General features: G+C 44.2%; 22 protein-coding genes and 1 riboswitch. Of the genes, 10 read left to right on the top strand and 12 right to left on the bottom strand.

Features of this window, described 5'->3' with window-relative positions; genetic code table 11:
* The first annotated feature begins 88 nt into the window (after positions 1 to 88).
* Positions 89 to 256: a hypothetical protein gene (locus H2O73_RS09445; protein ID WP_182108597.1), complete on the top strand. Its 168-nt coding sequence runs from the start codon at positions 89 to 91 to the stop codon at positions 254 to 256.
* A gap of 46 nt (positions 257 to 302) precedes the next feature.
* Here H2O73_RS09445 and bioD read toward each other — a convergent pair whose 3' ends face one another.
* From bioD to bioB, 4 genes are read right to left on the bottom strand one after another with little or no spacing between them, the layout of a single operon-like run.
* Positions 303 to 983 carry a dethiobiotin synthase gene (gene bioD, locus H2O73_RS09440; protein WP_182108596.1) on the bottom strand — a complete coding sequence of 227 codons (681 nt, stop codon included), beginning with the start codon at positions 981 to 983 and terminating at the stop codon, positions 303 to 305.
* Positions 980 to 1,783 carry a malonyl-ACP O-methyltransferase BioC gene (gene bioC, locus H2O73_RS09435; protein WP_182108595.1) on the bottom strand — a complete coding sequence of 268 codons (804 nt, stop codon included), beginning with the start codon at positions 1,781 to 1,783 and terminating at the stop codon, positions 980 to 982. The genes bioD and bioC overlap by 4 nt, the downstream gene beginning before the upstream one ends.
* Positions 1,784 to 1,786: 3 nt before the next feature.
* A complete protein-coding gene (gene bioF / locus H2O73_RS09430; protein ID WP_182108594.1) occupies positions 1,787 to 2,965 on the bottom strand; it encodes an 8-amino-7-oxononanoate synthase in 1,179 nt (392 codons plus the stop codon).
* A complete protein-coding gene (gene bioB, locus H2O73_RS09425) occupies positions 2,949 to 4,001 on the bottom strand; it encodes a biotin synthase BioB (protein WP_182108593.1) in 1,053 nt (350 codons plus the stop codon). Before bioB ends, bioF begins: the two co-directional genes overlap by 17 nt.
* A 159-nt stretch (positions 4,002 to 4,160) precedes the next feature.
* On the opposite strand from bioB, the gene bioA reads away from it, so the two are divergent.
* Positions 4,161 to 5,438 carry an adenosylmethionine--8-amino-7-oxononanoate transaminase gene (gene bioA, locus H2O73_RS09420; protein WP_182108592.1) on the top strand — a complete coding sequence of 426 codons (1,278 nt, stop codon included), beginning with the start codon at positions 4,161 to 4,163 and terminating at the stop codon, positions 5,436 to 5,438.
* Between the two features lie 76 nt (positions 5,439 to 5,514).
* On the opposite strand, the gene H2O73_RS09415 is transcribed toward bioA, so the two are convergent.
* Together H2O73_RS09415 and H2O73_RS09410 are read right to left on the bottom strand one after the other, a co-directional pair.
* Positions 5,515 to 6,180 carry a YccT family protein gene (locus H2O73_RS09415; RefSeq protein ID WP_246335878.1) on the bottom strand — a complete coding sequence of 222 codons (666 nt, stop codon included), beginning with the start codon at positions 6,178 to 6,180 and terminating at the stop codon, positions 5,515 to 5,517.
* An 87-nt stretch (positions 6,181 to 6,267) separates the two neighbouring features.
* Entirely contained in the window at positions 6,268 to 7,236 is a 969-nt protein-coding gene (locus H2O73_RS09410) for a porin (RefSeq protein WP_182108591.1), read from the bottom strand.
* A gap of 511 nt (positions 7,237 to 7,747) precedes the next feature.
* Here H2O73_RS09410 and dinG point away from each other — a divergent pair.
* From dinG to H2O73_RS22210, 8 genes are all read left to right on the top strand, one after another.
* Complete coding sequence (dinG, locus tag H2O73_RS09405; RefSeq protein WP_182108590.1) at positions 7,748 to 9,823, top strand: ATP-dependent DNA helicase DinG; 2,076 nt, start codon at positions 7,748 to 7,750, stop codon at positions 9,821 to 9,823.
* 80 nt (positions 9,824 to 9,903) lie between these two features.
* Positions 9,904 to 10,683, top strand: a complete 780-nt coding sequence (locus H2O73_RS09400; protein WP_182108589.1) for a sulfite exporter TauE/SafE family protein — start codon at positions 9,904 to 9,906, stop codon at positions 10,681 to 10,683.
* Entirely contained in the window at positions 10,680 to 11,228 is a 549-nt protein-coding gene (locus H2O73_RS09395) for a primosomal replication protein (RefSeq protein ID WP_182108588.1), read from the top strand. The genes H2O73_RS09400 and H2O73_RS09395 overlap by 4 nt, the downstream gene beginning before the upstream one ends.
* Before the next feature lies 1 nt (position 11,229).
* Complete coding sequence (gene rsmS / locus H2O73_RS09390) at positions 11,230 to 11,391, top strand: pleiotropic regulatory protein RsmS (RefSeq protein WP_182108587.1); 162 nt, start codon at positions 11,230 to 11,232, stop codon at positions 11,389 to 11,391.
* A 92-nt stretch (positions 11,392 to 11,483) separates the two neighbouring features.
* On the top strand, positions 11,484 to 12,293 hold the full coding sequence (gene xthA, locus H2O73_RS09385; protein ID WP_182108586.1) for an exodeoxyribonuclease III: 810 nt from the start codon (positions 11,484 to 11,486) through the stop codon (positions 12,291 to 12,293).
* A 174-nt stretch (positions 12,294 to 12,467) separates the two neighbouring features.
* Positions 12,468 to 14,141, top strand: coding sequence for a type I secretion system permease/ATPase (locus H2O73_RS09380; protein ID WP_182108585.1), 1,674 nt, complete (start codon positions 12,468 to 12,470; stop codon positions 14,139 to 14,141).
* Positions 14,134 to 15,483: an HlyD family type I secretion periplasmic adaptor subunit gene (locus tag H2O73_RS09375; RefSeq protein ID WP_182108584.1), complete on the top strand. Its 1,350-nt coding sequence runs from the start codon at positions 14,134 to 14,136 to the stop codon at positions 15,481 to 15,483. The genes H2O73_RS09380 and H2O73_RS09375 overlap by 8 nt, the downstream gene beginning before the upstream one ends.
* Before the next feature lie 57 nt (positions 15,484 to 15,540).
* Positions 15,541 to 15,620: riboswitch (cyclic di-GMP riboswitch) on the top strand.
* Positions 15,621 to 15,655: 35 nt separating this feature from the next.
* Positions 15,656 to 18,592 carry a calcium-binding protein gene (locus H2O73_RS22210; RefSeq protein ID WP_182108583.1) on the top strand — a complete coding sequence of 979 codons (2,937 nt, stop codon included), beginning with the start codon at positions 15,656 to 15,658 and terminating at the stop codon, positions 18,590 to 18,592.
* Between the two features lie 109 nt (positions 18,593 to 18,701).
* Here H2O73_RS22210 and fabV read toward each other — a convergent pair whose 3' ends face one another.
* The 6 genes from fabV to H2O73_RS09340 all read right to left on the bottom strand — a co-directional run bounded on the left by fabV (position 18,702) and on the right by H2O73_RS09340 (position 26,286).
* Positions 18,702 to 19,904, bottom strand: coding sequence for an enoyl-ACP reductase FabV (gene fabV, locus H2O73_RS09365; RefSeq protein WP_182108582.1), 1,203 nt, complete (start codon positions 19,902 to 19,904; stop codon positions 18,702 to 18,704).
* 213 nt (positions 19,905 to 20,117) lie between these two features.
* On the bottom strand, positions 20,118 to 22,403 hold the full coding sequence (locus H2O73_RS09360; RefSeq protein WP_182108581.1) for an acyl-CoA dehydrogenase: 2,286 nt from the start codon (positions 22,401 to 22,403) through the stop codon (positions 20,118 to 20,120).
* Between the two features lie 64 nt (positions 22,404 to 22,467).
* Entirely contained in the window at positions 22,468 to 23,094 is a 627-nt protein-coding gene (psrA, locus tag H2O73_RS09355; RefSeq protein WP_182108580.1) for a TetR family transcriptional repressor PsrA, read from the bottom strand.
* A 356-nt stretch (positions 23,095 to 23,450) separates the two neighbouring features.
* Complete coding sequence (locus tag H2O73_RS09350) at positions 23,451 to 23,885, bottom strand: GtrA family protein (RefSeq protein ID WP_368737155.1); 435 nt, start codon at positions 23,883 to 23,885, stop codon at positions 23,451 to 23,453.
* Positions 23,882 to 25,285: an ArnT family glycosyltransferase gene (locus H2O73_RS09345; RefSeq protein WP_182108579.1), complete on the bottom strand. Its 1,404-nt coding sequence runs from the start codon at positions 25,283 to 25,285 to the stop codon at positions 23,882 to 23,884. The genes H2O73_RS09350 and H2O73_RS09345 overlap by 4 nt, the downstream gene beginning before the upstream one ends.
* Positions 25,282 to 26,286, bottom strand: a complete 1,005-nt coding sequence (locus H2O73_RS09340) for a glycosyltransferase family 2 protein (protein WP_182108578.1) — start codon at positions 26,284 to 26,286, stop codon at positions 25,282 to 25,284. The genes H2O73_RS09345 and H2O73_RS09340 overlap by 4 nt, the downstream gene beginning before the upstream one ends.
* Positions 26,287 to 26,366: the final 80 nt, after the last annotated feature.

Here is a 26,366-nt window from a genome sequence, read left to right as displayed (position 1 = left end):
AAAGCTTAGACTTTGGTCGAATTGTGAGTCGCCAAAAAGCTGCTAGATTTACTGTAAAGAACAGAACAACGTCGGAAAGGATAAGCTCATGGTCGAGACAAACAACTATCAAATGGCAATCGATTTACTTTGCTGCCATTTAGGTATATCGGAAGAAGAAGCCAAGCAGCAATTAGGGCTTTCTAGTGAACAAGTGATGCAAAGACGCATCGTAGAAACCCAATCCGCTCTGATGGGTTTAAATACAGACAAATAGTTCGTGTTGATGATTAAAAAAGCTGCCAATGGCAGCCTTTTCCGATTTAGCCTACAAGTGGCATTACATCGATATATTTCGCAAGCTCTTTACGCTTAACGCTTGGTACGTAAGGAATTTCACCAATTTTTGGCGCATCGATTTTTTGCTCTAGCATTTCGATGATTTCTGCATAGTGCTCTGTACCTGGGTTGATACGGTTTGCTACCCAACCAGCTAATTGTAGCCCGTCAGCTTTGATCGCATCTAGGGTTAATAACGCATGGCTCAAACAACCAAGCTTAATCCCGACCACTAGAACAACTGGCAGTTGCTCACGTTGAACCCAAGTCGAAAGGCAATCACTGTCTGATACAGGGACACGCCAGCCACCCGCACCTTCAACCAAAACGATATCAGAATTTTGTTTATGCTGTGCCAGCTTCTCACTCAGTACGTCATAATCAATCACAACGTTTTCACGCTTTGCCGCAATATGCGGTGACGCGGCCAATTCTAATGCGTATGGATTTACATCATCGTAGTCAACATCTACGGTTGCCGCATTTTGCAGATACAATGCATCCGAATTACGCATGCCCTGCTCTGTTTTTTCACTATCTGACGCAACTGGCTTGTAGCCGATCGTCTTCAAACCTTTTTGCGCTAAAGCGTTTAAGATCGCTTTAGATGCAACTGTTTTACCTACATCGGTATCCGTACCAGCAATAAAGAATGCATCGATCATAGTTTTATTTTCCCCAAACAAACTTGATATGTTGCGGGTACTAGCCCCTGATGGTTGTGTTCAAAATGTTGATACTCACGCTCTAAGCGTTTGAGTGATTGGCGGCTAGTCAGCCCATGAGAGCGACCTTGTACATGATTCGCACCAATGCCTTTCAAGTCACGCATTAACGAAAATGCCGACGAGTACCAAACGATTATGGTGGGCAAGTCTAAGTGATGGGTTTTGCAATGGGCTTGCGCTAACGCAATTTTTACCTGATTGACGGTGATAAAATCATTGACGTGTTGATATGAGTCAACTTTTGCCCAAGCTTGTTTCAGCTCAAACAGTGAGCCATCAAGCAATGTAGAAAACAGAACTTCTCCACCTGCTCGTGTTACTCTGCGCATTTGTGCTAAAGGTAAAGAGAGATCTTGGCACCATTGTAAAGCCAAACTCGAGAACACATAATCAAACTGTTGATCATCAAACGGTAGCATTTCAGCATCTCCCTGCTGGTACTCTACCCCTTCACTGCCACAGCGGCGCCTCGCTTGTTCAAGCATGGCGGGTGACAAATCACAACATACCACTTGCGCACCACGGTCTCTAAGTTGCTGGCTGAAATACCCAGTGCCACAACCTAAATCTAGCACTCGTTTGCCTGATAAATCTTGCGGCAGCATCTCTAATAAACGTAAGCCAACATCTCGCTGAAAAGCAGCATGGCGGTCGTAACTCTGTGCGGCTTTACCGAATGTATCTGCTATTGCCTGTTTATCAACAAATGGGGAGTCTACTAATACAGCATGATTCATCAGTTAACCCTCTATTAAAGAACGTAATTCACAAGCCAACTTGGAGACTTGGCTTTTAGTGTGGTTCGCCGTTAAAGTAACCCTCAATCTCGCTTTCCCTTTCGACACTGTTGGTGGACGAATGGCCGTTAGCCACCATCCTTTTTGCTTTAAGCATTCCGCAAGTTGCACGGCTTGCTCTGCCTCCCCGACAACGAAAGGTTTGATCGGTGTTGGTGTGTATTGGTAGCCCGAAACAGAATTTAGCTGCTGGTCATAACAGTGATAAAGCTCTGCAAGCTTGTCTCGCCGCCATTGCTCAGTCGCCACCATATTAACCGCTTGAGTCAGCGCATAAGCTTGAGAGGGAGGCATCGCCGTTGAATAAACATGGTGGCGAGCAAACTGAGTAAGGTACTCACCCGTCATCTCATCACACATGATCGCAGCGCCAGACAAGCCAAAGGCTTTACCAAAAGTGACCACTAATAGTTGAGGCTTGATACCTGCCAGATGGCAGCTTCCTTGCCCTTCGTTACCTAAAACACCAATGCCATGGGCATCATCAACCGCTAACCATGCTCGCTGTTGTGTTACCTCAGCAATATCAGCAAGTGGGGCTAAGTCACCATCCATACTGAAAACCCCTTCGGTCACCACTAAACGGCTCATCGCGCCATCAGGCAGGCTATTCGCTAATTCATCACCTGAAATCAGCATCGAAAGATGATTAACATCATTGTGGTGAAAGCGCTTCATCGTCGCTGGGCATAACATTCCCGCTTCAATTAAAGAGGCATGGTTGAGCTTATCTTGTAGAAGTAGATCTTGCTTCTCTAACAGAGAAAACAGCATCGCTTGATTGGCAGAAAAGCCTGAGCTGAACAATATAGCCCGCGAATAGCCAAGCCAATCACATAACCTGTCTTCCAATGCTTGGTGAGCAGAACTAAACCCCGTCACAAGCGGAGAAGCACCGCTACCATTACCATAGAGATCGATGCCTTTTTGCCACGCCTTCGCCAGCTTTTTGTCCGCCGCTAATCCGAGATAATCGTTACTCGAAAAATTGATGTACTCTTTGTTATTGCGAACAAGTGAGCTGGTATTGCCTTTCTCTATCGAAACAATTTTTCGTTGCAAGCCTTGCTGTTTTCGCAGCTCCAGACTTGCAGCAATTCGATGATTAAACGCTTGCGTCATAAAACATGTCATCTTTATCAGGGCGCGCAGCAACTCGCTCGACAACGCGATCAAGCAATTCGTTTTCTTCTATTTCATCTGGTCGTTGTGAGACTTGCTGGCTATTCACACCCAGCTTTTTGAACAGCTGCATGTCTTTATCTTCAGATGGATTTGGTGTGGTCAATAGTTTGCAGCCATAAAACACCGAGTTTGCGCCCGCCATAAAGCAGAGCGTTTGCATCTGCTCATTCATATTTTCACGACCAGCAGAGAGACGCACGGCAGACATTGGCATCATGATTCGAGCAATGGCGATTAGACGAATAAAATCAAATGACTCGACATCTTCCGCGTTTTCTAACGGCGTGCCTTTCACTTTTACTAACATGTTGATCGGCACACTTTCTGGATGTGTTGGCAGATTCGCCAGCTCCACCAATAAACCGGCACGATCATTAGCGCTCTCACCCATACCAATAATGCCACCTGAGCAGATCTTCATACCGGCATCACGAACATGAGATAACGTATCTAAACGATCTTGGTAGGTACGCGTAGTAATGATGTTGCCGTAGAACTCAGGTGATGTATCTAGGTTGTGGTTGTAGTAATCCAAACCAGCATCAGCCAATTGTTTGGCTTGATCAGGTGTTAGCATACCGAGTGTCATGCAAGTCTCTAACCCTAGTTCCTTCACGCCTTGGATCATTTCAGTTAAATGAGGCATATCACGTTGTTTCGGATTTTTCCAAGCCGCGCCCATACAAAAACGAGTCGAACCCGCACTCTTGGCTTTATTTGCCGCATCTAAGACACGTTCAACTTCCATTAAACGTTCTTTGTCGACGTCGGTGGTGTAACGGGCACTTTGGGGGCAATATTTGCAATCTTCAGGGCAAGCGCCAGTTTTAATTGAAAGCAAGGTGCTCACTTGCACATGGTTGTGCTGTTGGTACTTTCTATGAACCAATTGCGCTTCAAACAGCAGATCCATAAACGGCTTTTGCATCAGTTGATTAACTTGATCAACTGTCCAGTTATGACGTACTTCCACGTGTCTTCCTTATTTGTGATCCATGCAGGGCAAAAACCCAAAGCTGAATAGATTTTTATTTTTTGCTCTTGGCTAGTCTAAAGCCACACGATAGACTGTCAACAATAAAACAAATTAAAAGTTTACGATTGGTTATTTTTTAATCTATAGCGAGCATTCATGGATCTGGAATTTGATCGCCAACACATTTGGCACCCATACACATCGACCTTAAACCCACTACCTTGCTACCCAGTAGAACGTGCTGCAGGTGTCTCTATCTTTCTCGAAACTGGCGAACAACTGATTGATGGCATGTCTTCATGGTGGTCTGCCATTCATGGCTATAATCACCCACACTTAAATAGCGCAGCCCAGCAACAAATCAACCAAATGTCTCATGTGATGTTTGGTGGTCTAACACACGCTCCAGCCATTAACTTGTGTAAAAAACTACTCAAGATGACAGATAACGCTCTGCAACATGTCTTTCTCGCTGATTCCGGTTCTGTCGCTGTTGAAGTGAGCTTAAAAATGGCGCTGCAGTATTGGCATGCGCGTGGCGAGAGTCGTTCAAAGTTCCTAACCTTAAGAGATGGCTACCACGGTGATACTTTTGCCGCAATGTCGGTAACCGACCCTGATAATTCGATGCACTCACTGTACAAAGGCTTTTTGCCCGAGCATATTTTTGCCGACTCGCCAAAAACAGGATTTTGGCAGCCGTGGGATGAAAATGACCTTGGTGATTTCAAACGCAAGCTTGAAGCAAACCATCAACAGATAGCGGCGGTGATCTTAGAGCCTATCGTCCAAGGCGCTGGCGGGATGCGCATTTATCATCCTGAGTTTTTAAAGGGAGTACGCAAACTCTGCGACCAGCATAATGTGCTGTTGATTTTAGATGAAATAGCCACTGGCTTTGGACGCACTGGAAAACTGTTTGCCTACCAACATGCGGATATTGAGCCCGATATTTTATGTTTGGGTAAAGCCATCACTGGTGGCTATATGACACTTTCCGCTACGCTGGCTACCAGCCATGTCGCCAACACCGTTTGCGGCGGTAAAGCAGGATGCTTTATGCATGGTCCAACTTTTATGGCCAACCCATTAGCCTGTGCGGTAGCAACTGCCAGTATGGAAATACTAGAACGAAACGAATGGCAGGCACAAACGCAAGCAATTGAAGAGCAATTTTCCCAGTTACTACCAAGATTAGCGGAACATCCGTTAGTGAAAGAAATGAGATGGCTTGGTGCGATTGGCGTAGTAGAAGCGACAACGCCAGTTAATATGGAAAAGATTCAAGCTCACTTTGTTAAACAAGGGGTATGGATTCGACCGTTTGGTAAGCTGATTTATATGATGCCACCTTTTATTAGCCAACCACAACATATTGAGAAACTGGTTCACGCGGTTGAAAGTGCATTAAACGATCCTACTTGCTTTCAATAACATGACAGCGAACTGCTGAGTCACTGAAAAAGAAAAAGGGTTGGCACTGCCAACCCTTTCACTATCAATTCGATGATTACTCTTGGTCAATCATCCAACGACGGAATTCTTTACGCTCTTGCTTGCTAGCTTGTAGATACCAAGCTTTTAGCTGCTCAACGTTTTTCGTTGCTTGAGTGGTGACTGGTGCCACTTTCTCACTTGTACCAACGGTAGTAACTGTTGTAGCTGCCGCTACTTCAACCGCCACTGGCTTATCGATCAACTGACCGTTTTTGAAGTAGATACCATTTTGTTTGTTGTGCTCAGCAACTAGGTTCTCCATACCTGCGTATGGCATAAAGCCTTTCTTGCCTGGAAGCATCTCTTGTTTAACTTCTACCTGACGACCATCCACCAACACTTGCCAGCCTGGGTTTGGCTTTTCAAAAGCTTTTCTAGCTTCGGCTACACTGTTAAATCTTGGCAACTTAACTTCAAATTCTGAGCCTTGACCATCAAAGCTAATAACATATGGCTTAGATTCAAAGATCTCTGCGCTTGCACCGTGACCTAATTTTTCGTCCAGTTTAACAATCGCTTGGGTGAAGCCCTCTTCAACAGAGTTAGACCCCAATTTCTCTTCCGCTGCTTGTCCATTAACTAATAAGATGGAAATACCTTTTTGAGCACTTAGCTCGGCTGCGCTTAAAGGTAACGCAAGCATCGCAGTCGCGAGGGCAATAAGTTGTTTGGTTTTCAAAGGATACTCCTTGAGAAATTATCGAACGACTTCAAAATTAGAAAAAGCCACCCTAAGGTGGCTTTTTATATGTTAGCTAAAATTCAATTAGAATTCAGCTTTAACACCGATAGCTAGAGCTGTATCTGTGTCAACATTGTCCTTCTCTTCACCACCGATTTCAGCGTAAACTGTAGTGTTAGGAGCGATACCGTAACCAGCGTTTAGGAACCAGTTATCTTGGTCTTTAGCATTGTCATCATGGTCACCGATTGAGTAACCAGCAGCAAATACCCACTTGTCCATAGTGTAGTCAGCAGCAAACGCTACAACATTGTTGTCTTCGTTGTCTGTATCAGATGAAGTTGCGTAGTAAGCAGCTGCTAGGTTAACACTTTCAATACCAGCGAAACGAGCTTCTAGACCGTAACCAGTGTGGTCACCCTTTGCAACTTCAACGTTAGTGTTTGAGTAGAATGCAGTGAAGTCAAAATCAGCGACACGGTAGCCTAATTTACCATCAAAGTATTCAGTATCAGATGCTGGTTTTTGAACTACAACGCCGCCATCAAGCTCAGTCATACCAACTTTATCTTGGATAAGACCCAAAGTTGCGTAGAAAGTACCGTTGTCATAATCGTAACGCACACCTTCATCTGCACACTCGTTAGTAGTATTGTCTAGGTAAGTTTTGATACCGTATTGGTAATCAGAACCGATACCCATGTCATCAACTGCAGTACATAGACGACCAAACTTGATAGAACCGTAAGATTGCGAGTAAACAGCTACGTAAGTATCACCGTTTTCAGTGATTTTAGCATTAGTGTCTTCAGAACCATCGAACTCCCAGTACGCACCAAAAGAGAACTCATCGTTGATTGCATAGCGTACGTCAAAACCAAAATCTGCATCTTGGATTTCTTGTTGCATCGAGCTACGATTTACTTCGTTTTTGTAAACAACTTCGATGTCGCCGTGCATATTAACAGTCACGCCGTCTTGGTTGTAAAGTTCGATAGCTTGCGCAGAAGTTGCTGCTGCAAGTACTGAAAGAGCTACTAGAGTCTTTTTCATAATTAATCCACTGCCTTTTCTTAGATTAGGGAATTCCTTATCCGGTTCCCTTTTATTTTTTGGAGGTGTTTCAAGCTCTTCGTCTTGACACCGCCGCTTTCAAATTTCGATGCTAGATTGCAGAAGATTGTTCTGAGTGTCAAATCTTATAAAAATACAATCACAAAAAATATAAAGCCATTAAAAATCAAACACCTACACCTAAAATCAACTTTTTTGCGACTAACTTCTAATCATTTCACGGTGTCATTCAATGCTTGAACCGGCTCGCATCAATAGATGAAAACACTGCAATGGCAAGTTAAATGCGCACTTTGAAGAATTTTAAACTGCAACATTCGCAATTTGATAGATATATATATTTCGAATTTAGAATTAATTCTAACTCTTTGAGAGTTCAGTTTTTTTTTGTGAAGCAGATCTAGATTTACTTAAAAAGCATCCTGATTCGTGAACTACATAACAGTTAGATAAGTGTGTTAATATCGCCTCCCGTTAGTAAGGCGCCGTTATGACCAACAGTAAAATCCATCAATCGATCCGCAACAGCTACCAAAACCTTCAATCTCAGCTGGATAATTTCGTTCCTCGTCGAGCTCAGAATTACCTTGTCGCTGAGATCACCAAAACCTTGTGTGGTGAATATCACAATAAGAATCGAATCATCGTCGCTGAAGCGGGGACTGGTATTGGTAAGTCTCTTTCTTATTTAATGGCAACGGTTCCGGTCGCTTTTTTAAGCCAACGTAAAGTCGTCATTTCAACCGCGACTGTGGCGCTGCAAGAACAGTTGATAAATAAAGATTTACCTCTCTTTAGACGAATTACAGACCTAAATTTCTCATTCTTACTGGCAAAAGGTCGGCAGAGATACTGCTGCGCAGAAAAACTTGCCAGCGCTTGTGGCAGCGAAGATGGGCAACAAACCGCTTTGTTTGAAACAAAACCAAAGCGCAAAGATATTGAACTGCTTGAGACCATGTATCGCTCACTCTCTCAAGGCAAATGGGATGGCGACAGAGATTCTTGGCCAAAAGCAATTGGTGACGACTTATGGCAACTTATCGTTAGCGATAAGCACAGCTGCAATAACAGCATGCCATCACACCGTGGCTGCCCTTTCCAAAAGGCGCGCTCTGAGTTAGATAAAGCCGATGTGATCATTGCCAACCACAGCTTAGTGATGGCGGATGCCGATTTAGGTGGCGGTGTTATCTTGCCAGAACCAGACAACACCATTTATGTGTTTGATGAAGCTCACCATCTGCCGCATGTTGCTCGTGATCACTCCTCAGCATCAGCCGGTTTGAAAGGTGCTGCGACTTGGCTAGAAAGACTGAATCAATCGGTGACTAAGTTTGCCGCTTTAGCAGATGAAAAACGTGTTAGCCGCTTTCGTAATGAATTGCAAGATTCCATTCAGCAATTGATTCCATCATTAACGCAACTTACCACGCGTTTTGACCCAGCTCACTTCCAAGACGGTATCTACCGATTTGAACATGGTGATCTACCGGAATGGCTCGCAAACGAATCCAAAGAACTCAAAACACTCTCAAAGAAAGGCGCTCAAGCCACCGCTAAGATTGCTGACCTAATTGCTGAACGAGTAAAAGAAGGTGAAATCGGCGCGCGTCTAGCGGAACCCGCATTAGCTGAGTTAGGTTTTTATATCCAACGTATGGATAACCTCGCTCAAGTGTGGCAATTAATGGCTGAACCACCTCGTGAAAAAGGCGCACCACTGGCGAGATGGCTTGAAGTCAATCGTGAGCGAGAAGGTGATTTCACCGTCAATGTTTCGCCGCTTGAAGTAGGTTGGCAGCTAGACCAACAAATATGGAGCCGATGCTTAGGCGCAGTACTGGTTTCTGCAACAATGCGCGCACTAAACTCGTTCAGCTTTTTCTGCCGACAAGCTGGCATCAGCGAAAAACCTGAGGATGGCACACGCTTTTTAGCGCTTGCATCACCGTTTGATTACCAAAATCAAGCGGAGTTACGCATACCTAAAATGAAGTATGAACCCCAAGCAAAAGAGTTTACGGAATATCTTATCGATATTTTGCCTAATCAAATTAAAGACAAACAGGCTAACTTAGTTTTATTCTCTTCTTACTGGCAGATGAACCAAGTCGCTGATGCACTTGAAAAACTTTTTATAAAAAAAGGCTGGGCGCTGCAAATACAAGGCAAAGAATCTCGAAATGAAATTCTAAATAAACATAAAACGCTCGTTCAATGTCAGAAAACCAGTGTGCTGTTTGGTACTGGTAGTTTTTCAGAAGGCTTAGACCTTCCAGGAGAACTATTAGAAAACTTGATCATCACTAAAATTCCATTTGGTGTACCGACATCACCAGTAGAACAAGCCCATGCAGAGTATATTGAACACAAAGGTGGTAATCCGTTTATGCAAATTACTGTACCTGAAGCGAGTAAAAAACTGATTCAGTCGGTAGGACGATTACTGCGAAAAGAGCGTGACTCTGGTACAGTCATCATTCTCGACCGCAGACTGATCTCAAAAAGATATGGAGCTTCATTACTCGACTCATTACCGCCTTTCAAACGCATCATCGAATAGCGCGTTAAGGTAAGCATTGAGTAGCGAATAAGAGAACTGATCCTCTGTTTAGTACTGCAAACAAAATAGAAGAATAATTAATGGAAATGTTTGAACCAACGGTGCTGTTGGTGCTTGCGCTGGTCGCTTTTGTAGCTGGATTTATTGATGCTGTTGCCGGTGGCGGCGGTATGCTAACCGTACCTGCGCTGCTCTCTCTCGGTTTGCCTCCGCACATAGCTTTAGGCACCAATAAACTCGCCGCAACTTTTGCTTCATCAACGGCAGCTTATACCTATTACAAAAAACGTTTGTTCAAGCCTCAATATTGGGGAAGAGCTTTTATCACCACATTAATTGGGGCTATGCTTGGTACTCTATTCGTTGATTGGATCAGTACTCAATGGTTAGAAAAAGCTCTGCCTTTGATTATTTTGGCTGCCGCTATTTATTCTATTTGGCATAAAACGCCAAAAAACAGCAGCAATGAAATGCCGCCACCTTGCCAAAAGATTCACAAAAAACAGTATCTACAAGGCTCCATTTTAGGCTTTTATGATGGTGTTGCAGGACCGGGGACTGGTGCATTTTGGACTGTCAGCACCATGGCACTCTATCGCCTCAACATACTCATGGCCTCAGGTGTTGCTAAGGCGATGAATTTCACTAGTAATTTCACCTCTCTCATTACCTTTGCTATCTTAGGACATATTGATTGGGTATTGGGCTTAACCATGGGTGTATGCTTAATGGCAGGAGCCTATGTTGGCGCTCATTCGGCAATTCGCTTTGGCGCAGGCTTTATACGCCCTATTTTCGTCACCGTAGTAAGCATTCTGGCGGTGAAACTTGCTTATGATGCATGGTTTGTCACTATATGAGTCAATTAAAACAATTAGTCAGTACCCTAGAGCAACTATCAGTTCAAGCCGCTGCGCTCGACCGATCTCGCGGTGAACATCACCAAGCTCTGTTTGATGAGCGCCTTTTTCATGGCAGTGCTCGCCTGCTGGTGCCTTGTGTCAAAGAAGCAAACGCAACACTGGAAACACTCATCCGAGAAGAAGATAGTGGTCGATTAACGGCACTACGAGCCGAGTATCTGTCTGAGCGCCTTCTCTCACAAGTCAGTGCCATTCAACGAGAAATAGCAACTCAATCAATTCGTAAGAAAGAGCCTAAGCACTTTAGCCACTATCAAAAACCAATCAATGTCCTCTACCAAGAGTTAGCACAACATCAAGAGTGGGAAAGACGATTGATGGAAATGGTACGAGACAAGCAGTTTGAATTGGACAATGCCTCACCTTTTTCACAACAACAGGCACAGCAAGCACTGTTGTCAACTGAGCAACGCCTTGAACGTTGCCGCAGTGCTAAAATCAAATTAGAAAATCAAATCACTTATCGAGAGAGACATCAGTAGTATGCCGAACCCGACTTCTAGCCTCGACAATGCGCCTGACGAAATAAAACTGGCCGTGGATCTTATCTATCTACTAGAAAGTAATCATGTTGATCCTAAAACAGCGCTTGCAGCATTAAAAATTGTACAAAGCGATCTTGAAGCCCAACTCAAAGATCAATAGCTTTAATTACGCGGTTAATCACTAGAAGCTGTATCAATAATCAGTTAGTTAACCGGAACAAAGTCAATAATTTGCCACAGAAAGGTACAACAATGAAGGTCGTTTCATTCAATATTAATGGTCTCAGAGCCCGTCTTCACCAACTACAAGCACTGATCGACAAGCATCAACCTGACGTAATTGGCTTGCAAGAGATCAAAGTTCATGATGAAGCCTTCCCTCTCGCCGACGTTGAAGCCATGGGTTATAAAGTCTACTTCCATGGACAAAAAGCGCATTACGGTGTTGCGATGCTCTGCAAACAAGAGCCTATTTCGGTACAAAAAGGATTTCCTACTGACTCTGAACAGCATCAGAAGCGAATGATCATGGCAACATTTCAAGATGCTTCAGGTGAAAAAATAACTGTGCTCAATGGCTATTTCCCTCAAGGCGATAATATCAGTCACGAAACGAAGTTCCCTTATAAGAGAGCATTTTATAAGGACTTAATGCAGTATTTAAATGAACACCATGAGAATCGCGACAATATCATCGTGATGGGTGACATTAATATTAGTCCGACTGACCTTGATATTGGCATTGGTGAAGCAAACCAGAAGCGTTGGTTAAAAACCGGTAAATGCTCATTCCAACCAGAAGAGCGTGAATGGCTGCAAAACTTATTGGACTGGGGTTTTGTCGATACCTTCCGTTTATTACACCCAGAGACCACAGGAAAATATTCATGGTTTGACTACCGCTCGCGTGGTTTTGATGACAACCGTGGGCTGCGTATTGATGTTGTGCTGGCAACACCTTCATTAGCAGATAAGTCTATTGAATCTGATATTGATTACGAACTTCGAGCAATCGAAAAACCGTCTGATCACGCTCCTATATGGACAAGCTTTAATTTATAAACTATTCAATGGGTTTCTTAAACATAAGAAACCCATTGTAACAGACTGTTTTAAAACAACAAAAACCACAAAATCACTTACAACGAGCTCTTCAGACTCCGCTAGTACTATCGCTTCTACAGATAGTTGAATGTTAGGATTGCGTTAAATCTTAATAATATCAACTTGGTAGATATGGATATCAATAAAAACCATTGGAATGAAATCACACCTTTCAATAAGCAGATCATCTCCACTCTAATTTTCTCTGGTTTCTTTCTCAATATTCTCGTTTTGGCTGTGCCTATTTACAGCTTACAAGTCTTTGACCGAGTTCTTACTAGCCGTAGTCTCGATACCTTGCTGCTCATCAGTGCGATCGTATTTTTCCTTTTATTAACGCAATCCACACTCGATGTTCTTAAAAATCGTTATCTGTATAAGAAGTCAACCAAGCTAGATGCTTTACTCTCAAGCCATTTATTTGTGACCAATATTACCTCAGCAAATAAACCCACTTTACAAGATGTAAAAGAAATAAAATCGTTTATGGTTTCGCCTGCCTTCTCACTACCATTCGATATTATTTGGACACCTATTTTCCTTCTTGTGATGTTTATACTTCATCCCATTGTTGGATTACTTGGATTATCCGCCATTCTTCTGGTTGGTGGTCTGGCGCTGTTTATTCACAAAGCGAAAGCGAAGCAACTTTCCGAATCGCAACTAATGAACAGCGCATGTAAAAACGCCAGTGAACAAGCCGCATATCAGGTTGAATCGATTAAAGCTCAACATTTAGAAACTGGGCTGCGCACTCAGTTTCAACACCTGACCGCTGAACGCGTCTGGCATGATTTACAGCTAGGCGTCACAACGAGTACTTTAACGTCGACAGCCAAATGCTTACGTTTGACTTTGCAAATGGCGATAATGGGCATTGGCGCCTGGCTCGTCATCGGCAACAACATGACTGCCGGTGGTATTATTGCTGGCTCAATTCTAATGTCTCGAGCTCTACAACCTCTAGAACAGTTACCTAGCACGCTACAAGGATGGCATAGTGCCGTTGCTGCAAACCAAAGATTAACCCGCTATTTTAACGATCTCCCTACTGAAAAAAACAGCACCGATTTTAGTGATATTAAAGGTTGCCTGCATCTAGACAGTGTTTCTTGGTACCCACCAAAAGCAAAACTACCACTGTTGAAAAACCTTCGTTTTAAACTCGAAGCAGGAAATCGCGTGATGGTCATGGGTGCGAGCAGTAGCGGTAAAACCGTACTCTGTAAATTGCTGGTTAATCTATATCAACCGAGTTCTGGCAGCGTAAAAATTGATGATGCTCAACTCTCTCAATGGAACCCAAATCAGCTTAAAGCCGTCCTAGGTTATGTTCCCCAACATGTCGAATTCATCACCGGAACCATCAAACAAAATATCGCCCATTTCGACCCGAACCTGACGGATGCAGAGGTTATTGCAGCGGCAACATCCATTGGCATTCATCAAGATATCGTCAAACTCCCCGAGGGCTATAACACGGTTATTGGCAACAATATTTTGCCACTTTCTGCCGGACTCGCAAAAGGCATTGCGATAGCAAGAGCACTCTATTTCCGTCCTCACATTCTGGTGATGGATGAAGCAGACGCTAATTTGGATAGCAATAATTTAGCGGCTTTCAAGCACCTACTCGACCAACTGAAGCAAAATAACGTGGCGGTAGTGATGGTGTCACATAACAAAGACCTTATCTCAAATGTTGATTGGGTGGTGCAGCTAGAAAATGGCGAAATAACCTCTGCCTATAAATCAGATCAGGCAGCAAAAGTACACAACTTACAACCGGTGGCATCGAATGGCTGAACGACAATTCCACACCATTAATCAACAAGGTATTTGCTACCACGACGATCGTCAGCTCTGTTTTGCAACAAGTTTAAGCCTAAAAATAGGCGCTTTTGCTGTAGTAGCGATGTTTTTGGTGTTTATCCTTTGGGCATCGTTGGCACATTTAAGCAGCGCGGCGATTGCGCCGGGCGTCATCATTGTCGAGTCGAAGCGAAAGCCAATCCAACATCTCGAAGGTGGAATCGTTGAGAAAATTCATATCTCCGACGGACAGTTTGTTGAACAAGGTCAACTTCTCATCACTCTCAATTCATCAAAGGCACAAGCCCAACTGTTTGGATTAAGAGCGAAATGGCAAAGTGAAACAGCAAGATTAAATCGACTTCAAGCTGAATTGCTTGGCAACAAAACCATCTCATTTGATCCTGAATTGCTCAAGTTCAAATCGGATCGTCATGTACAAAATGTTCTCAATACTCAAAAAGAACTCTTTGCTAAGCGTCGCTCACTACGAAGTGGCGAAGACAAAGTGCTCGTTGGTAAAACCGCCCAAGCCCATCTCGACCTGCAAGGGCTGGAGAAACGTTACCAAGCAGACCAGCAATCTCTTGTCTATTTGACTGAACAATTAAAAATGCATGAGACCTTGTTGGAAACCGGAAACACCTCAAAATCTAAAATGCTCGATTTGAAAAGAGAGTACACCAAACTAAACGGCAACTTAGCGGAGCTAGAAGCAAAGATTCATCGAGCGCAACGTTCAATCTCCGAAGCAGAGCTGCAAGATAGCAACGCCGATTTCGATTATGCCAAACAGCTGGGTGAAGAGTTACAGCAACTGGAAAAATCAATTCGCGAAACCGATGAAGCAATGATCGAAGCGCAACAAGTATTAGAGCGGATTGAGATACGTTCACCTCAATCTGGCGTAGTGGTCGGTTTGGCGATTTTCTCAGAGCAATCCGTCGTTAGCGCTGGCGAAAAAATTATGGAAATAGTTCCACAGCAAGATCAGCTTGTGGTTGAAGCACTAATACAGCCAGAAGATATTGATGTAGTACACGTAGGGCTTGATACCGAAGTTCGCCTAACAGCCTACAACTTCAGGCGCACTCCTCCAGTAAGAGGCAAACTAATCCATATCTCAGCTGACCGAATTACAGACCAAGCATCTGGGTCATCCGCTTATCTTGCACAAGTGAAACTCAACCAAGAAGATTTAGCGCGACTCAAACAAGTCACGTTGCACCCAGGGATGCCTGCTGAGGTCATGATCATGCTCAACAAGCAAACACCTATGGACTATTTACTTAATCCACTTTCAGTGAGCGCTTATAAAGCGATGAGAGAGATCTAATTAGGGTACAAATGAGGCCTACCCGACGAGTACAACTTCTGGTCTCAACTTCATAGCAAAGAGAAAAGCCAAACTTATCGTGAGGTAAGGACGGAAAGCTGCAGATCTCATGAATTTGAGATGGCTGGGCTGCCTCACATTAATCATCAGATTGATAGAGGAAATTTTCACAATGTCGAAACGACTAAAAAAGCAACAAATTGAAAACCGTATCGAATTTGTAGATAGAGAACCCGTAGATGGTGGGGATCTTTCTGTTCAAGTCGGTGGAAAAAGCTACAACCCTATCACGCAGAACGATGCCATCGACAATAAGGTTAATGGTACCGACGGTGACGACTTAATCACACTAGGCTCAGGTGATTTTGAAGTTAATGCCAGCTCTGGTGATGATATTGTCAATGCTGGTGCGGGGAATGATGTCGTTTCGGGTAGCAGTGGTAACGATGTACTTATTGGTGATGATTTCTCACGCCATATAAAAATGGATCCAATCACTGGACAGCCCGCCATTGATTTCAGCTTATCCAAAAAAGCTGATCTCAGCCAAGCAAAAGTATTTAACCCTGATGGAACAGAAGCCGTTCTTTTTAGTAAAAATGGCTCTTACGGTGTACTGGGTAATAGTGAAAGTGGTCGTAGTGGTCAAATTGGTTATAGCTATAAAGATGATGGTGACGCTGGCGACCGTACCGGAGCATCAGAAGTGCTCTCCGTTGCTTTAGATGAACACAGCTTTGCCGCCAAAGTATCGATTGGACGCTTGTTCAAAGATGAAGGGCGCGTAGAGGGGTCTTACATCAGAGAGATCAATGAGGTGGGCGTATGGACGGTGCTGCGTGATGGCATTGTTGTCGAACACGGTTACTTTACCGTTGGTGAATTTGATCAAGCAACACTTGATGCCTATGGTCTAAACCCTGATACAGATAATTTAAAAATCCTCGAAAATGGCAACGGACGTTCAAGTGGTGACTTTGTTATCGAACCAAGTGATGTTGGTTTTGTCGCATTTGATGAAATTCAATTCTCCGCCGCGATTGGTCACTATAGTAAAGGTCGTGGCAAACTCGATTCTAGTGATTTTCTCGTCAAAGATGTGGATTATGTGCAAATTGAAGCCGATGGTCTTAACAACGACGACGCTCTATTCGGCGGCAATGATAATGATGTCCTGCTTGGTGGCGTTGGCGACGACATTTTATTTGGCGATGACCGCTATGGTTTTGAAAATGGTCAATCTGTAGATTTGAGCGCTGCTCAAGCATACAACCCAAATGCAACTAACGCACAAGTCAGTTTAGTTAATGGCAAAGTTGGCGTAGAAGGCAACCAAGAATCTGGGGTATCTGCCCAACTTGGTTACACCTTTGATAAAACAACTCTTGAAGGTGGGTCTGAGTCCATCTCCTATGACTTATCGGATCAACAAAGCGCGGCACGCGTATCCATAGACCGCTTGTTTGCAGATGAAGCCTTAGATGGCAGCAATGAAGTGGGTAAATGGACGGTATTAAATAATGGTACCGTCGTTGCTTCAGGCTATTTCACCGCAAAAGACATTGACGCTGCCACACGTGAAACGCACGGCATCGAATTGACTGACAACATCAAAGTACTTCAAAACCAAAATGGTTCCATTGATGATGGTTACTTTGATATCACACTTGAAGATACCAATGGACAAAGCTTCGACCAAATCGTTTTCGAAGCCGCTGATGGTGTCTATGACAAAACAGGTCACCAAAACTGGGACTCAAGCGATTATTTCATCAAAGACATCACCGTGATAGATAGTGACTCAATTGCTGGCAGCCACGAAGGTGATGACTGGCTAGATGGTGGTGAAGGCAATGACCGTTTGCAAGGCGGTTACGGTAAAGACGTACTCATTGGCGGCAGCGGCAATGACATCTTACTCGGTGACTTTGCTCAAGCCACCGATTCAACTGAAAGTACAAAAGAAATGGTTGGCGAAGGCGTAGCGTTAAACCCTGATGGTTCCGTTGCAAATATCGTAGAAACAAACCGTGGATACGGTGTCGAAGGCAACCAAGAGAGCGGGCAAGCAGGTCAAATAGGCTTTAGCTTTATTGAAAGTAACGAACCTGGCGATGCGAGCGGACAGTCAGAAACACTAAGCCTGTCGGTCGACGACAATACTGTTGGCGCCGATATTTCTGTTAATCGCTTATTCGCTGACGAAGCATTCAATGGTACCAATGAAGTGGGTATATGGACCGTGTTCGATCAAGGCGTTGAAGTCGCTCGAGGCTATTTCACTGCTGGTGATGTTGATCCGCAAACAATGGCAACTTACGGAATCGATCCTGAAACCGACAATATCAAAGTCCTTGAGAATGGTAACGACACTTATAGCGGACAATTCTCTATTTCCCCGACCGATACTAACCATGCCCACTTTGACGAAATACAGCTGTCTGCAGCAGCTGGAACCTTTGATAAGACCGGTTTTGGCAACATTGATGCGAGTGACTACTATGTCAATGCGGTCAGCACCTATCAAGCTGACGATTTATTGCTTGGTGGTACTGGTAATGATGTACTCGCAGGTGGCAAAGGCTTAGACGTGGTGAGTGGTGGTGAAGGCAATGATATCATTCTAGACAATGGCAACGACTATGTTGATGGTGGTAATGGCTTTGATGTCGTTGTGGCCGCAGACGCAAGTTTTGATGACACATTCAATCTATCAGTTGAAAGTGCCAAACATGGCGTTGAGTTTGAGCTGACCAATTCATCAAAACTACAAAACGTTGAAATGGCAGTGGGCAGCTCACTGCATGATTCACTGTTACTTGATTTAGACAAAGTGGCGAATTCAGTTCAAACACTTAATGGTACATCGTCAGACACATTTTATGCCGTTGGTATTGAAGAATTTGCTCTCGCTAACAATGACTATCACCTTGCCGACAGTCAGGCTATCGCATTAACTGATCTTAATGACGCAACGATTGAAGCGCAACTTAGCCAATTTGGCGTAAGTGGTGAAATCTATAGTTATACCTTCGCAAACGGAAGTGACACGATTTCAGTAATTAGTGATGTTCTTTGGGAGAATGTCGAAACGGATTACGGCATCTAAGCTCTATGTAATAAACCACCTTCCTAGAGGGTGGTTTTGGAGCGCAAACAAAAACCGGAGCACTTAGCTCCGGTTTTTTATTTAGCTATTAACTAGGTTTAGCTATCAACTAGATATTGATAAAACCAGCATCAACTGCAGGGTTCGCTTCTGCTTCGTAGTCAACGCCATCAACACCAAAACCAAATAACTTCAAGAACTCTTCTTTATACTCAACGTAATCCGTTAGTTCTTTTAGATTTTCACTAGTAATTTGAGGCCATAGGTTACGACAATGCTGCTGAATGTCTTCACGTAATTCCCAATCGTCTAAACGTAGGCGGTTGTAATCATCCACTTCTGGTGCGCTGCCATCTTCTTGATATAGACGTTGGCTGAACATACGGAAGATCTGCTCCATACACCCTTCGTGTACGCCTTCTTCACGCATTTTCTTAAACACCATTGCGATATACAGTGGCATAACAGGAATTGCAGAGCTTGCTTGAGTCACAACTGACTTCAATACCGCAACATTCGCTGTTCCACCATGCACTGCTAATTTATCATTCAGTGCTGAAGCTGCGCGGTCTAGGTCCATCTTCGCTTTACCTAACGCACCATCCCAGTAGATTGGCCATGTTAGCTCAGTACCGATGTAACTGTAGGCAACCGTCTTACAACCGTCAGCCAATACGCCAGCTTCTGCTAGTGCATTAACCCACAGTTCCCAATCTTCACCACCCATGACAGTGATTGTGTCTTGGATTTCTTGCTCAGTTGCAGGCTCAACACTCGCTTCAATGATGACATCTTTATTCGTGTCAACAGCAGTTGCAGTGTAAGTTTGACCAATTGGTTTTAAAGCCGAACGAATTAATTCGCCGCTTTCTGGCATTTTACGTACTGGCGATGCCAATGAGTAAACCACCATGTCAACTTGACCAAGATCTTGCTTAATAAGATCAATGGCTTTTTGTTTTGCTTCATTAGAGAAAGCATCGCCATTTAGGCTTTTAGCATACAGACCTGCTTCGCCAGCTAGCTTGTCAAAAGCCGCAGCGTTGTAGAAACCAGCCGTACCTGTTTTTTTCTCAGTACCTTCTTTTTCGAAGAACACACCAATCGTTGATGCGCCGCCGCCAAATGCTGCCGCGATACGAGAAGATAAACCATAGCCACTTGAAGAACCAATAACGAGTACACGCTTAGGTGCATTTTTGATTGGACCTTGCGCTTTGGTATAAGCAATTTGTTCTTTTACGTTTGCTTCACAACCTACCGGATGTGTTGTGGTACAGATGAATCCACGAATTCTAGGTTTGATGATCATATTCAACTTCCTTTAAAAATCATCGCTAGGATAAAAGGTTCAACGGCAAATCTCATCAAATTTCGTAAAAAACACCCTAGAAATGCAAGTGGTTGGAGCTGTTTCAAGCAAAAACCAGCCATAAATATGAAAAAGGCACCGTTCATGGTGCCTTTAATTTTAAGGACATTCTCTACGATAAACGCAGAATTGCCTGATTTTCAGTTAAAACGCTTAAGCCACGCTATTTAGCTTTGGTTTGCACACGGTTTTCTCCGTCGTCACTTCACTAAAATCATGGCTAAAGTTATCGACTTGAATCGCTTGATAACGCAACTTATCCGCGGCAAGCACTTGCTCAATCTCTTGCTGAGTAAGCACCCCTGCTTCTTTTGCTTGTGCAAGCCTCTCACCTAGAGGACCTTTACGAGCAACCTTACCTTCTTTTGCGGCTCGGTAGAGCTTACGCTCAATGCTTTGTACGCCGTACAATGCAAGGAAGGCATTTTCCATTAGCCCAATATTGTCATCTGCGCGTTTGCCGATATAGCATAAGTGCGTTAAGCGGTCTCGGTGCGCTCCCGGCGTCATCAAGCTTTCTGCTAGCTTGACGCTTAGATCATCACTCGGCTGTTGGAAACGATTACCTAGTGGGAATATCACCACTTTTAGCAATCGACCTACCCCTTTATAAGGGTAGTTAGTAAACGCTTGTTGTAGCGATTGCGCCGCATGATATAAGCAGTGCTGAACACCATAATGCACATAATCAAGATCTTGTTGTTGGCGCCCATCATCTTCATACTTTTTCAACGCCGCAGACGCCATATAAAGATAAGCTAATACATCACCTAAACGTGCCGAAATCATCTCTTTGCGCTTCAAGTCACCACCCAAGGTTAGCATGGCAAAATCAGCACTCACAGCAAGCGCACGGCTCATACGAGTCAAATCTTGGTAGTAATGCTGAGTCGCCCCACTCATATTCGCTTTAATTAGGCGTGACCCTGTTAAGGCGGCGCCAAACGCACCAAAGCTATTTTTGCTTGCATGACCAATATGCTTAAACAACAACTTGTCAAAGTCTTCTGCTGCTTGATCCTGATCTGGGTTTGACGCAGCTTCCATCTCTTTTAATACATACGGGTGGCAACGAGTGGCACCTTGACCAAAGATCATCAAGTTACGGGTCAATATGTTGGCCCCTTCTACCGTAATTGCCACCGGAATACCTAGGTAGTGTTTTGCCAAGTAATTCATTGGACCATCTTGAATTGCGCGTCCAGCATGAATATCCATCGAATCATTTAAGATGGTACGCGCCATCTCTGTCATGTGGTATTTGGCGATCGCCGTGACAATCCCCGGAGTTTCACCTAAATCAAGCGAGGTCGTGGTCAGCGTTCGAGTCGCCTCTAGTAAGTAGGTGTAGCCACCAATGCGTCCCAGCGCTTCAGCAACGCCTTCAAACTTACCAATCGACATACCGAATTGTTTACGCACATAGGCGTATGCACCCGTCGTTCGCGCAGTTAGGTGACCTATCGCCGTACCTAATGCAGGTAGAGAAATACCGCGACCTGCAGACAAGCACTCCACCAGCATGCGCCAGCCTTTACCCGCGTAATCTTGACCACCAATCAGCCAATCCATAGGGATAAAGACATCATTACCACGGGTTGGACCATTCATAAACGCAGAACCTAATGGATCATGGCGCTCACCAAGCTCAACCCCTTTATGATCCGAAGGGATAAGCGCACAAGTAATACCGATATCTGCTTTATCGCCAATCAATCCATCCGGATCTTTCAGTTTAAATGCTAAGCCTAATACGGTGGCAACTGGTGCTAACGTAATGTAGCGCTTATTCCAGCTAAGTCGCACACCCAGCACTTGCTCGCCTTGGTGCTCACCCATGCACACCACACCTTCATCGGGAATACCACCAGCATCCGAACCCGCTTCTGGACCGGTTAATGCAAAACATGGAATGTCAGTACCGTCAGCTAAGCGAGGTAGCCAGTAATCTTTTTGCTCTTGAGTACCGTAATGAGAGATAAGCTCACCCGGACCCAATGAGTTTGGCACCATAACCGTAACTGCTGTGCTGATACTTCGTGTTGCAATGCGAGAAACGATGGTCGAGTTGGCTAAAGCAGAAAACTCTCGCCCACCAAACTGCTTAGAAATGATCAGTGAAAAAAAGCGTTCTTTACGCAAGAATTGCCACACATCTTCTGGGAGATCGCGATCCTGCTTATTGATGGTTTGATCATCGAGCATCTCTAGCAAAGTCTCGAGCTCGTTATCCATAAAAGATTGCTCTTCTGCGGTTAACGTCGGTTTTGGATAGTGGTGCAGTGTCTCGAAGTTTGGGTGACCAGAGAATAACTCACCGTCCCACCATACGCTGCCAGCTTCCATTGCTTCTCTCTCAGTATCCGACAATGGAGGTAATACCTTTTTAAACATTTTAAATGCTGGATCACTGATCCATTTTCTTCGTAGAGAGCTCATAACCAGTTCCTTTTGTTCACGATTTCACCTTTGCGGTGATCTTCTATTCTTATTGTTCAATGAGTTATTCTGCTGAAACCCCAGCAGCAAGGTATGGGATCAATTGATCCAAAACAGATTGGGCATCCACCGTCTGGCCATAATCATTCCGTGCGATTTCTGCTAACGCTTGGCTTGACGCCATAGTGAATACGCAAGTGCCTAAGGTAAAATGCAAACGCCAAAACAGCTCTTCACGAGAAAGGGCGGGATTGGCTTTTAATACCGACTCACAAAACAAAGCCAACGTGCCTTGATATCGTGTGGTAATAAACCAACGCAGATGCCCCTGAACATCGGTATAACCTCTGCCAATTAACAGCATGAAACGACTTGTACCATTAGGACGCACATCGTTGAGTGACATTAGAGGTGCTCTTAGCGCCTCAAATACCTGATTCATTGAAATATTAGAGTTGAGATTAAGAGTGATCAGCGCATCCGATACCGCGGGCATAAATGCCTCTAAGTAACGATCTAACACCGCCCGAACCAACGTCTTTTTGTCACCGAAGTGATAGTTCACTGATGCTAAGTTCACACCCGCTTTGCTGGTAATCGTACGCAGCGACGTATCATTGAAACCATGCTCGGCAAACAACGCTTCTGCTACATCAAGAATCTTGTCTTTTGTCTTAAGCTTAGCGGTCATTTCAATCACTCGTATTAAACACTTGTTTGAAATATACAACCAGCAAACATCATTAACAACCAGTTAACATCACATTTTCGAACACTAATCGCACAAAGAATCGAAATTGAAATATAACTAACTGATAGATATGGGGATAAAAATAAAATTATTTTTTGGGGAACTGAATAGCAATCGCTGGGTCTTAATTAATGTAGATAACAGGGCATTGATAGTTTTACAGGCCGTCAAACTTTTTCCTTACTGAGAGTCTATTTATTTACGCTGCTTTTTCCTAATTAACTCCTAAATTTTTTGTATCAGCCCAGCGCACAATTGCACTGGGCTTTTTTTATTTGATGACTTTCTTGGCTGCTCTATGGCTTAAAAACCCATCGACTACTCAAGGTGTAGTTACTTACCATTCCCGCCAAAACACCCGCAACCAGCGCAATATACGGGCTCACCCCTCGCGTTCCCAACACCGACAGAACTGCTTTAAAAACCAAAAAATTCGGTAATGCAGAAGCACACGCACTGGCGATAAATTTGAGCCACTGCTCACGGGGTGAAGCATCCCTCTGCAGCTTTTGAATAACCGTAACCTCTTTAAAAGTGAAATAACGATTACCTAACCAAGTGACGGTTGCTGCAACAAAAAAAGCCACCACCCTAGCAAACAGCAGTGGCGTTTCGCCAAGCGCAAAACACAAGGTAAAAACCGCTGCATCAACCATGAAACCAACAGCGCCAACAAGCGCGAATTTACCCAGTTTTAGGTGTTGATTAAGACGTGCGCTCAGTCTACTCACGATGCTGGGCTGCAACGATACAAACTGCGCTTACTTTTCGCGGTATATTCCACTACGCAGCTCAGAGCTTGTTGCTCCACTATCTGCGCAACGTCGGACTTTTTACCAATTAACTGAAAACGCGGCATGGTTAGTTGGTCTTTATCCAAGTTGAGTTTTTGAGCTTTACCTTGGCTATAAAATTGCCCCGAAAATGGTCGACTCCCTACATAGAACGTAGGCAAAGAATGATCTGCTTTATCAAAAATCACCTTGTCACTTTTTTTATTTCCAATCGCCACATGAATAACGAGTAAGGTAACAACCAACAAAATCGGCACTATGCTCGCGGTTACTTTAAACCACTTTTGGTCATACTCAACTTCACTGAGTAGTATCGCAATGAGCAGCCCTATGGCAGGGACTCCTGGCAACACATACGCCGGTAGAATGTTGCCTGACAGGGTAAACAGAATCAGCGGTGAGCAAAGCCAACAGACTAAAAAACTCACTATGCCGGTGCATTTAACTGACTCCCTTTGCAAAATAGCTCGATTTTTCCATGCTAAAAACGGCAACACTATCGACCAAGGTGCAACCGAATAAAGCCAAAAACCCCAAATCATCCCCCTTGGTTCGTCGTGAGCAGTGCCATACAGATCCCCCTGCCAACCACTGACTAAGAAACGCTTGAAATGCTCTCCAACAATAAAGTAATCAATAAAACCGGGGGTTGCTCTCTCTGCCAAAACATACCAAGGCAGCGCAACTACCAGCATCAGCAATGTACCCGAAGCTAGAGGGAAACGTTGCCATAGCGCTATGAATGCGCCCTTAAAGCCATGCTGAATGATCAGCCAAGGCACCACAGCAAGTGCTATTAAAACAATCACTAAAGGACCTTTTGAGAGCAAACCAATCGCTAACCCCAAAAAGCCAACATACCCCCACACTCGGCTACCTTGCCAGCAACGATAAAAACCAACCATCGCTAGAGTTAACCCCAAAGTCAGCGCCATGTCCGTCATCACCGCACCAGCCGAGACACTAAACACCCCACAGGTCGCCAGCACGACAGAGGTGATCAACCCGCTAAACCCTAGCTTTCGAGCAAAGTACGCCATCAACGATATGACCAAAATCCCCGCGATCCAATGGGGCAACCGCACTGCGAATTCATTAATACCTAACGCTTCAATCCCGCTCGCGCTCATCCAAGTAAATAACGGAGGCTTGCCCCAAAAAGGCACCCCATAATCAAATTGAGGCGTAAGCCAGTTGCCTGTTTCCGTCATCAAACGAGCCATTTCACCGTATCTTGCTTCGGTGGTATCCATCAACGGATAAGCGCCGAGAGAAATCAGCCGAATAAAGAGTGCAGCCCCTAAGATTGCCCACAAATGGACACGGTTAATGCTCATGCTCGCTTCTCCATTTGGTCGAAAATCATAACCGCAGGTTTCTCTTTAACCGACTGAACCAGAAAGAGTGGGCGTTGTTTCGCTTCAATAAATATTCTGCCTATGTATTCGCCCAACAAGCCAATACACAAAAGCTGTATTCCACCAATGGCTAACTGCACCACCATCAATGACGGATAACCCGTGACGGCATTCCCCCAAAACATAGTTTGAGCCACAATGAACAAACCATAAAACAGTGAACCTGCGGCGATCACACTGCCGAAAATAGTCGCCAAACGCAGGGGGCGAATCGAAAATGAAGTGATGCCATCCATCGCCAGACCGAGAAGCTTAAAGTAGTTCCACTTGGTCTCACCACTAAAGCGCGCATCCCGATCAAATTGCAAAATGCACTGTTTAAAACCCGGCCAAGAAAAAATCCCTTTCATGTAACGATTACGTTCAGGCATACGATTGATATGATCGACAACTCGGCGACTCAATAGACGAAAATCGCCAACATTTTCTGGAATATCTGACTTAACCAACGTATTAAGCAAGCGGTAATAAATCGCAGCAGACTGGCGCTTAAACCACGTTTCACCATGACGCTCTCTACGCTGCATGTTGACCACATCATACCCTTCTCGCCATTTTTCTAGCATCTGAGCAATAAGCTCCGGCGGATCTTGCAAATCAGCATCAATAAGTACAACCGCTTCACCACGACTATATTCAAGCCCTGCACTCATGGCTGACTCTTTACCAAAATTACGGCTCAGAGAAAGACTACGCACAATGCTGCTACTCGATTGAAACCCTTCAACAACCTGTAAGCTGTCATCACTGCTACCATCATCCACATAGATAATTTCACAACGCTCTGGTAGCGAATCTAAAACGGCAGTTAAGCGTGAGTGCAATGATGGCAGCACTTGTGATTCATTGAAGTAAGGAACGATAACTGACAAAGTAATCGCAGATTCAAAACGTTTTTGAGTGATAGAGATTAAATCCATACAACCGCCATATTCATCTATATCTGAAATTTGATCAGGCAAAGCACAACACTTTGCAATAAGTTGCGATTACTCTATGG

Origin of the sequence: Vibrio marinisediminis, assembly GCF_014050145.1 — a bacterium.
In the GTDB taxonomy this organism is placed as follows: domain Bacteria; phylum Pseudomonadota; class Gammaproteobacteria; order Enterobacterales; family Vibrionaceae; genus Vibrio; species Vibrio marinisediminis.
Note: the sequence above shows the minus strand (reverse complement) of the source record. Positions and strands in the feature narration are given on the sequence as shown.

What these genes read in the sequence shown, in the direction of transcription:
- H2O73_RS09445 (WP_182108597.1), top strand. Translation starts at nt 89, where the DNA reads ATGGTCGAGACAAACAACTATCAAATGGCAATCGATTTACTTTGCTGC.
- H2O73_RS09410 (WP_182108591.1), bottom strand. Translation starts at nt 7,236, where the DNA reads ATGAAAAAGACTCTAGTAGCTCTTTCAGTACTTGCAGCAGCAACTTCT.
- H2O73_RS09345 (WP_182108579.1), bottom strand. Translation starts at nt 25,285, where the DNA reads ATGAGCATTAACCGTGTCCATTTGTGGGCAATCTTAGGGGCTGCACTC.
- bioA (WP_182108592.1), top strand. Translation starts at nt 4,161, where the DNA reads ATGGATCTGGAATTTGATCGCCAACACATTTGGCACCCATACACATCG.
- H2O73_RS09360 (WP_182108581.1), bottom strand. Translation starts at nt 22,403, where the DNA reads ATGAGCTCTCTACGAAGAAAATGGATCAGTGATCCAGCATTTAAAATG.
- H2O73_RS09400 (WP_182108589.1), top strand. Translation starts at nt 9,904, where the DNA reads ATGGAAATGTTTGAACCAACGGTGCTGTTGGTGCTTGCGCTGGTCGCT.
- H2O73_RS09375 (WP_182108584.1), top strand. Translation starts at nt 14,134, where the DNA reads ATGGCTGAACGACAATTCCACACCATTAATCAACAAGGTATTTGCTAC.
- psrA (WP_182108580.1), bottom strand. Translation starts at nt 23,094, where the DNA reads ATGACCGCTAAGCTTAAGACAAAAGACAAGATTCTTGATGTAGCAGAA.
- fabV (WP_182108582.1), bottom strand. Translation starts at nt 19,904, where the DNA reads ATGATCATCAAACCTAGAATTCGTGGATTCATCTGTACCACAACACAT.
- xthA (WP_182108586.1), top strand. Translation starts at nt 11,484, where the DNA reads ATGAAGGTCGTTTCATTCAATATTAATGGTCTCAGAGCCCGTCTTCAC.
- bioF (WP_182108594.1), bottom strand. Translation starts at nt 2,965, where the DNA reads ATGACGCAAGCGTTTAATCATCGAATTGCTGCAAGTCTGGAGCTGCGA.
- H2O73_RS22210 (WP_182108583.1), top strand. Translation starts at nt 15,656, where the DNA reads ATGTCGAAACGACTAAAAAAGCAACAAATTGAAAACCGTATCGAATTT.
- H2O73_RS09380 (WP_182108585.1), top strand. Translation starts at nt 12,468, where the DNA reads ATGGATATCAATAAAAACCATTGGAATGAAATCACACCTTTCAATAAG.
- H2O73_RS09340 (WP_182108578.1), bottom strand. Translation starts at nt 26,286, where the DNA reads ATGGATTTAATCTCTATCACTCAAAAACGTTTTGAATCTGCGATTACT.
- dinG (WP_182108590.1), top strand. Translation starts at nt 7,748, where the DNA reads ATGACCAACAGTAAAATCCATCAATCGATCCGCAACAGCTACCAAAAC.
- bioC (WP_182108595.1), bottom strand. Translation starts at nt 1,783, where the DNA reads ATGAATCATGCTGTATTAGTAGACTCCCCATTTGTTGATAAACAGGCA.
- bioD (WP_182108596.1), bottom strand. Translation starts at nt 983, where the DNA reads ATGATCGATGCATTCTTTATTGCTGGTACGGATACCGATGTAGGTAAA.
- H2O73_RS09395 (WP_182108588.1), top strand. Translation starts at nt 10,680, where the DNA reads ATGAGTCAATTAAAACAATTAGTCAGTACCCTAGAGCAACTATCAGTT.
- rsmS (WP_182108587.1), top strand. Translation starts at nt 11,230, where the DNA reads ATGCCGAACCCGACTTCTAGCCTCGACAATGCGCCTGACGAAATAAAA.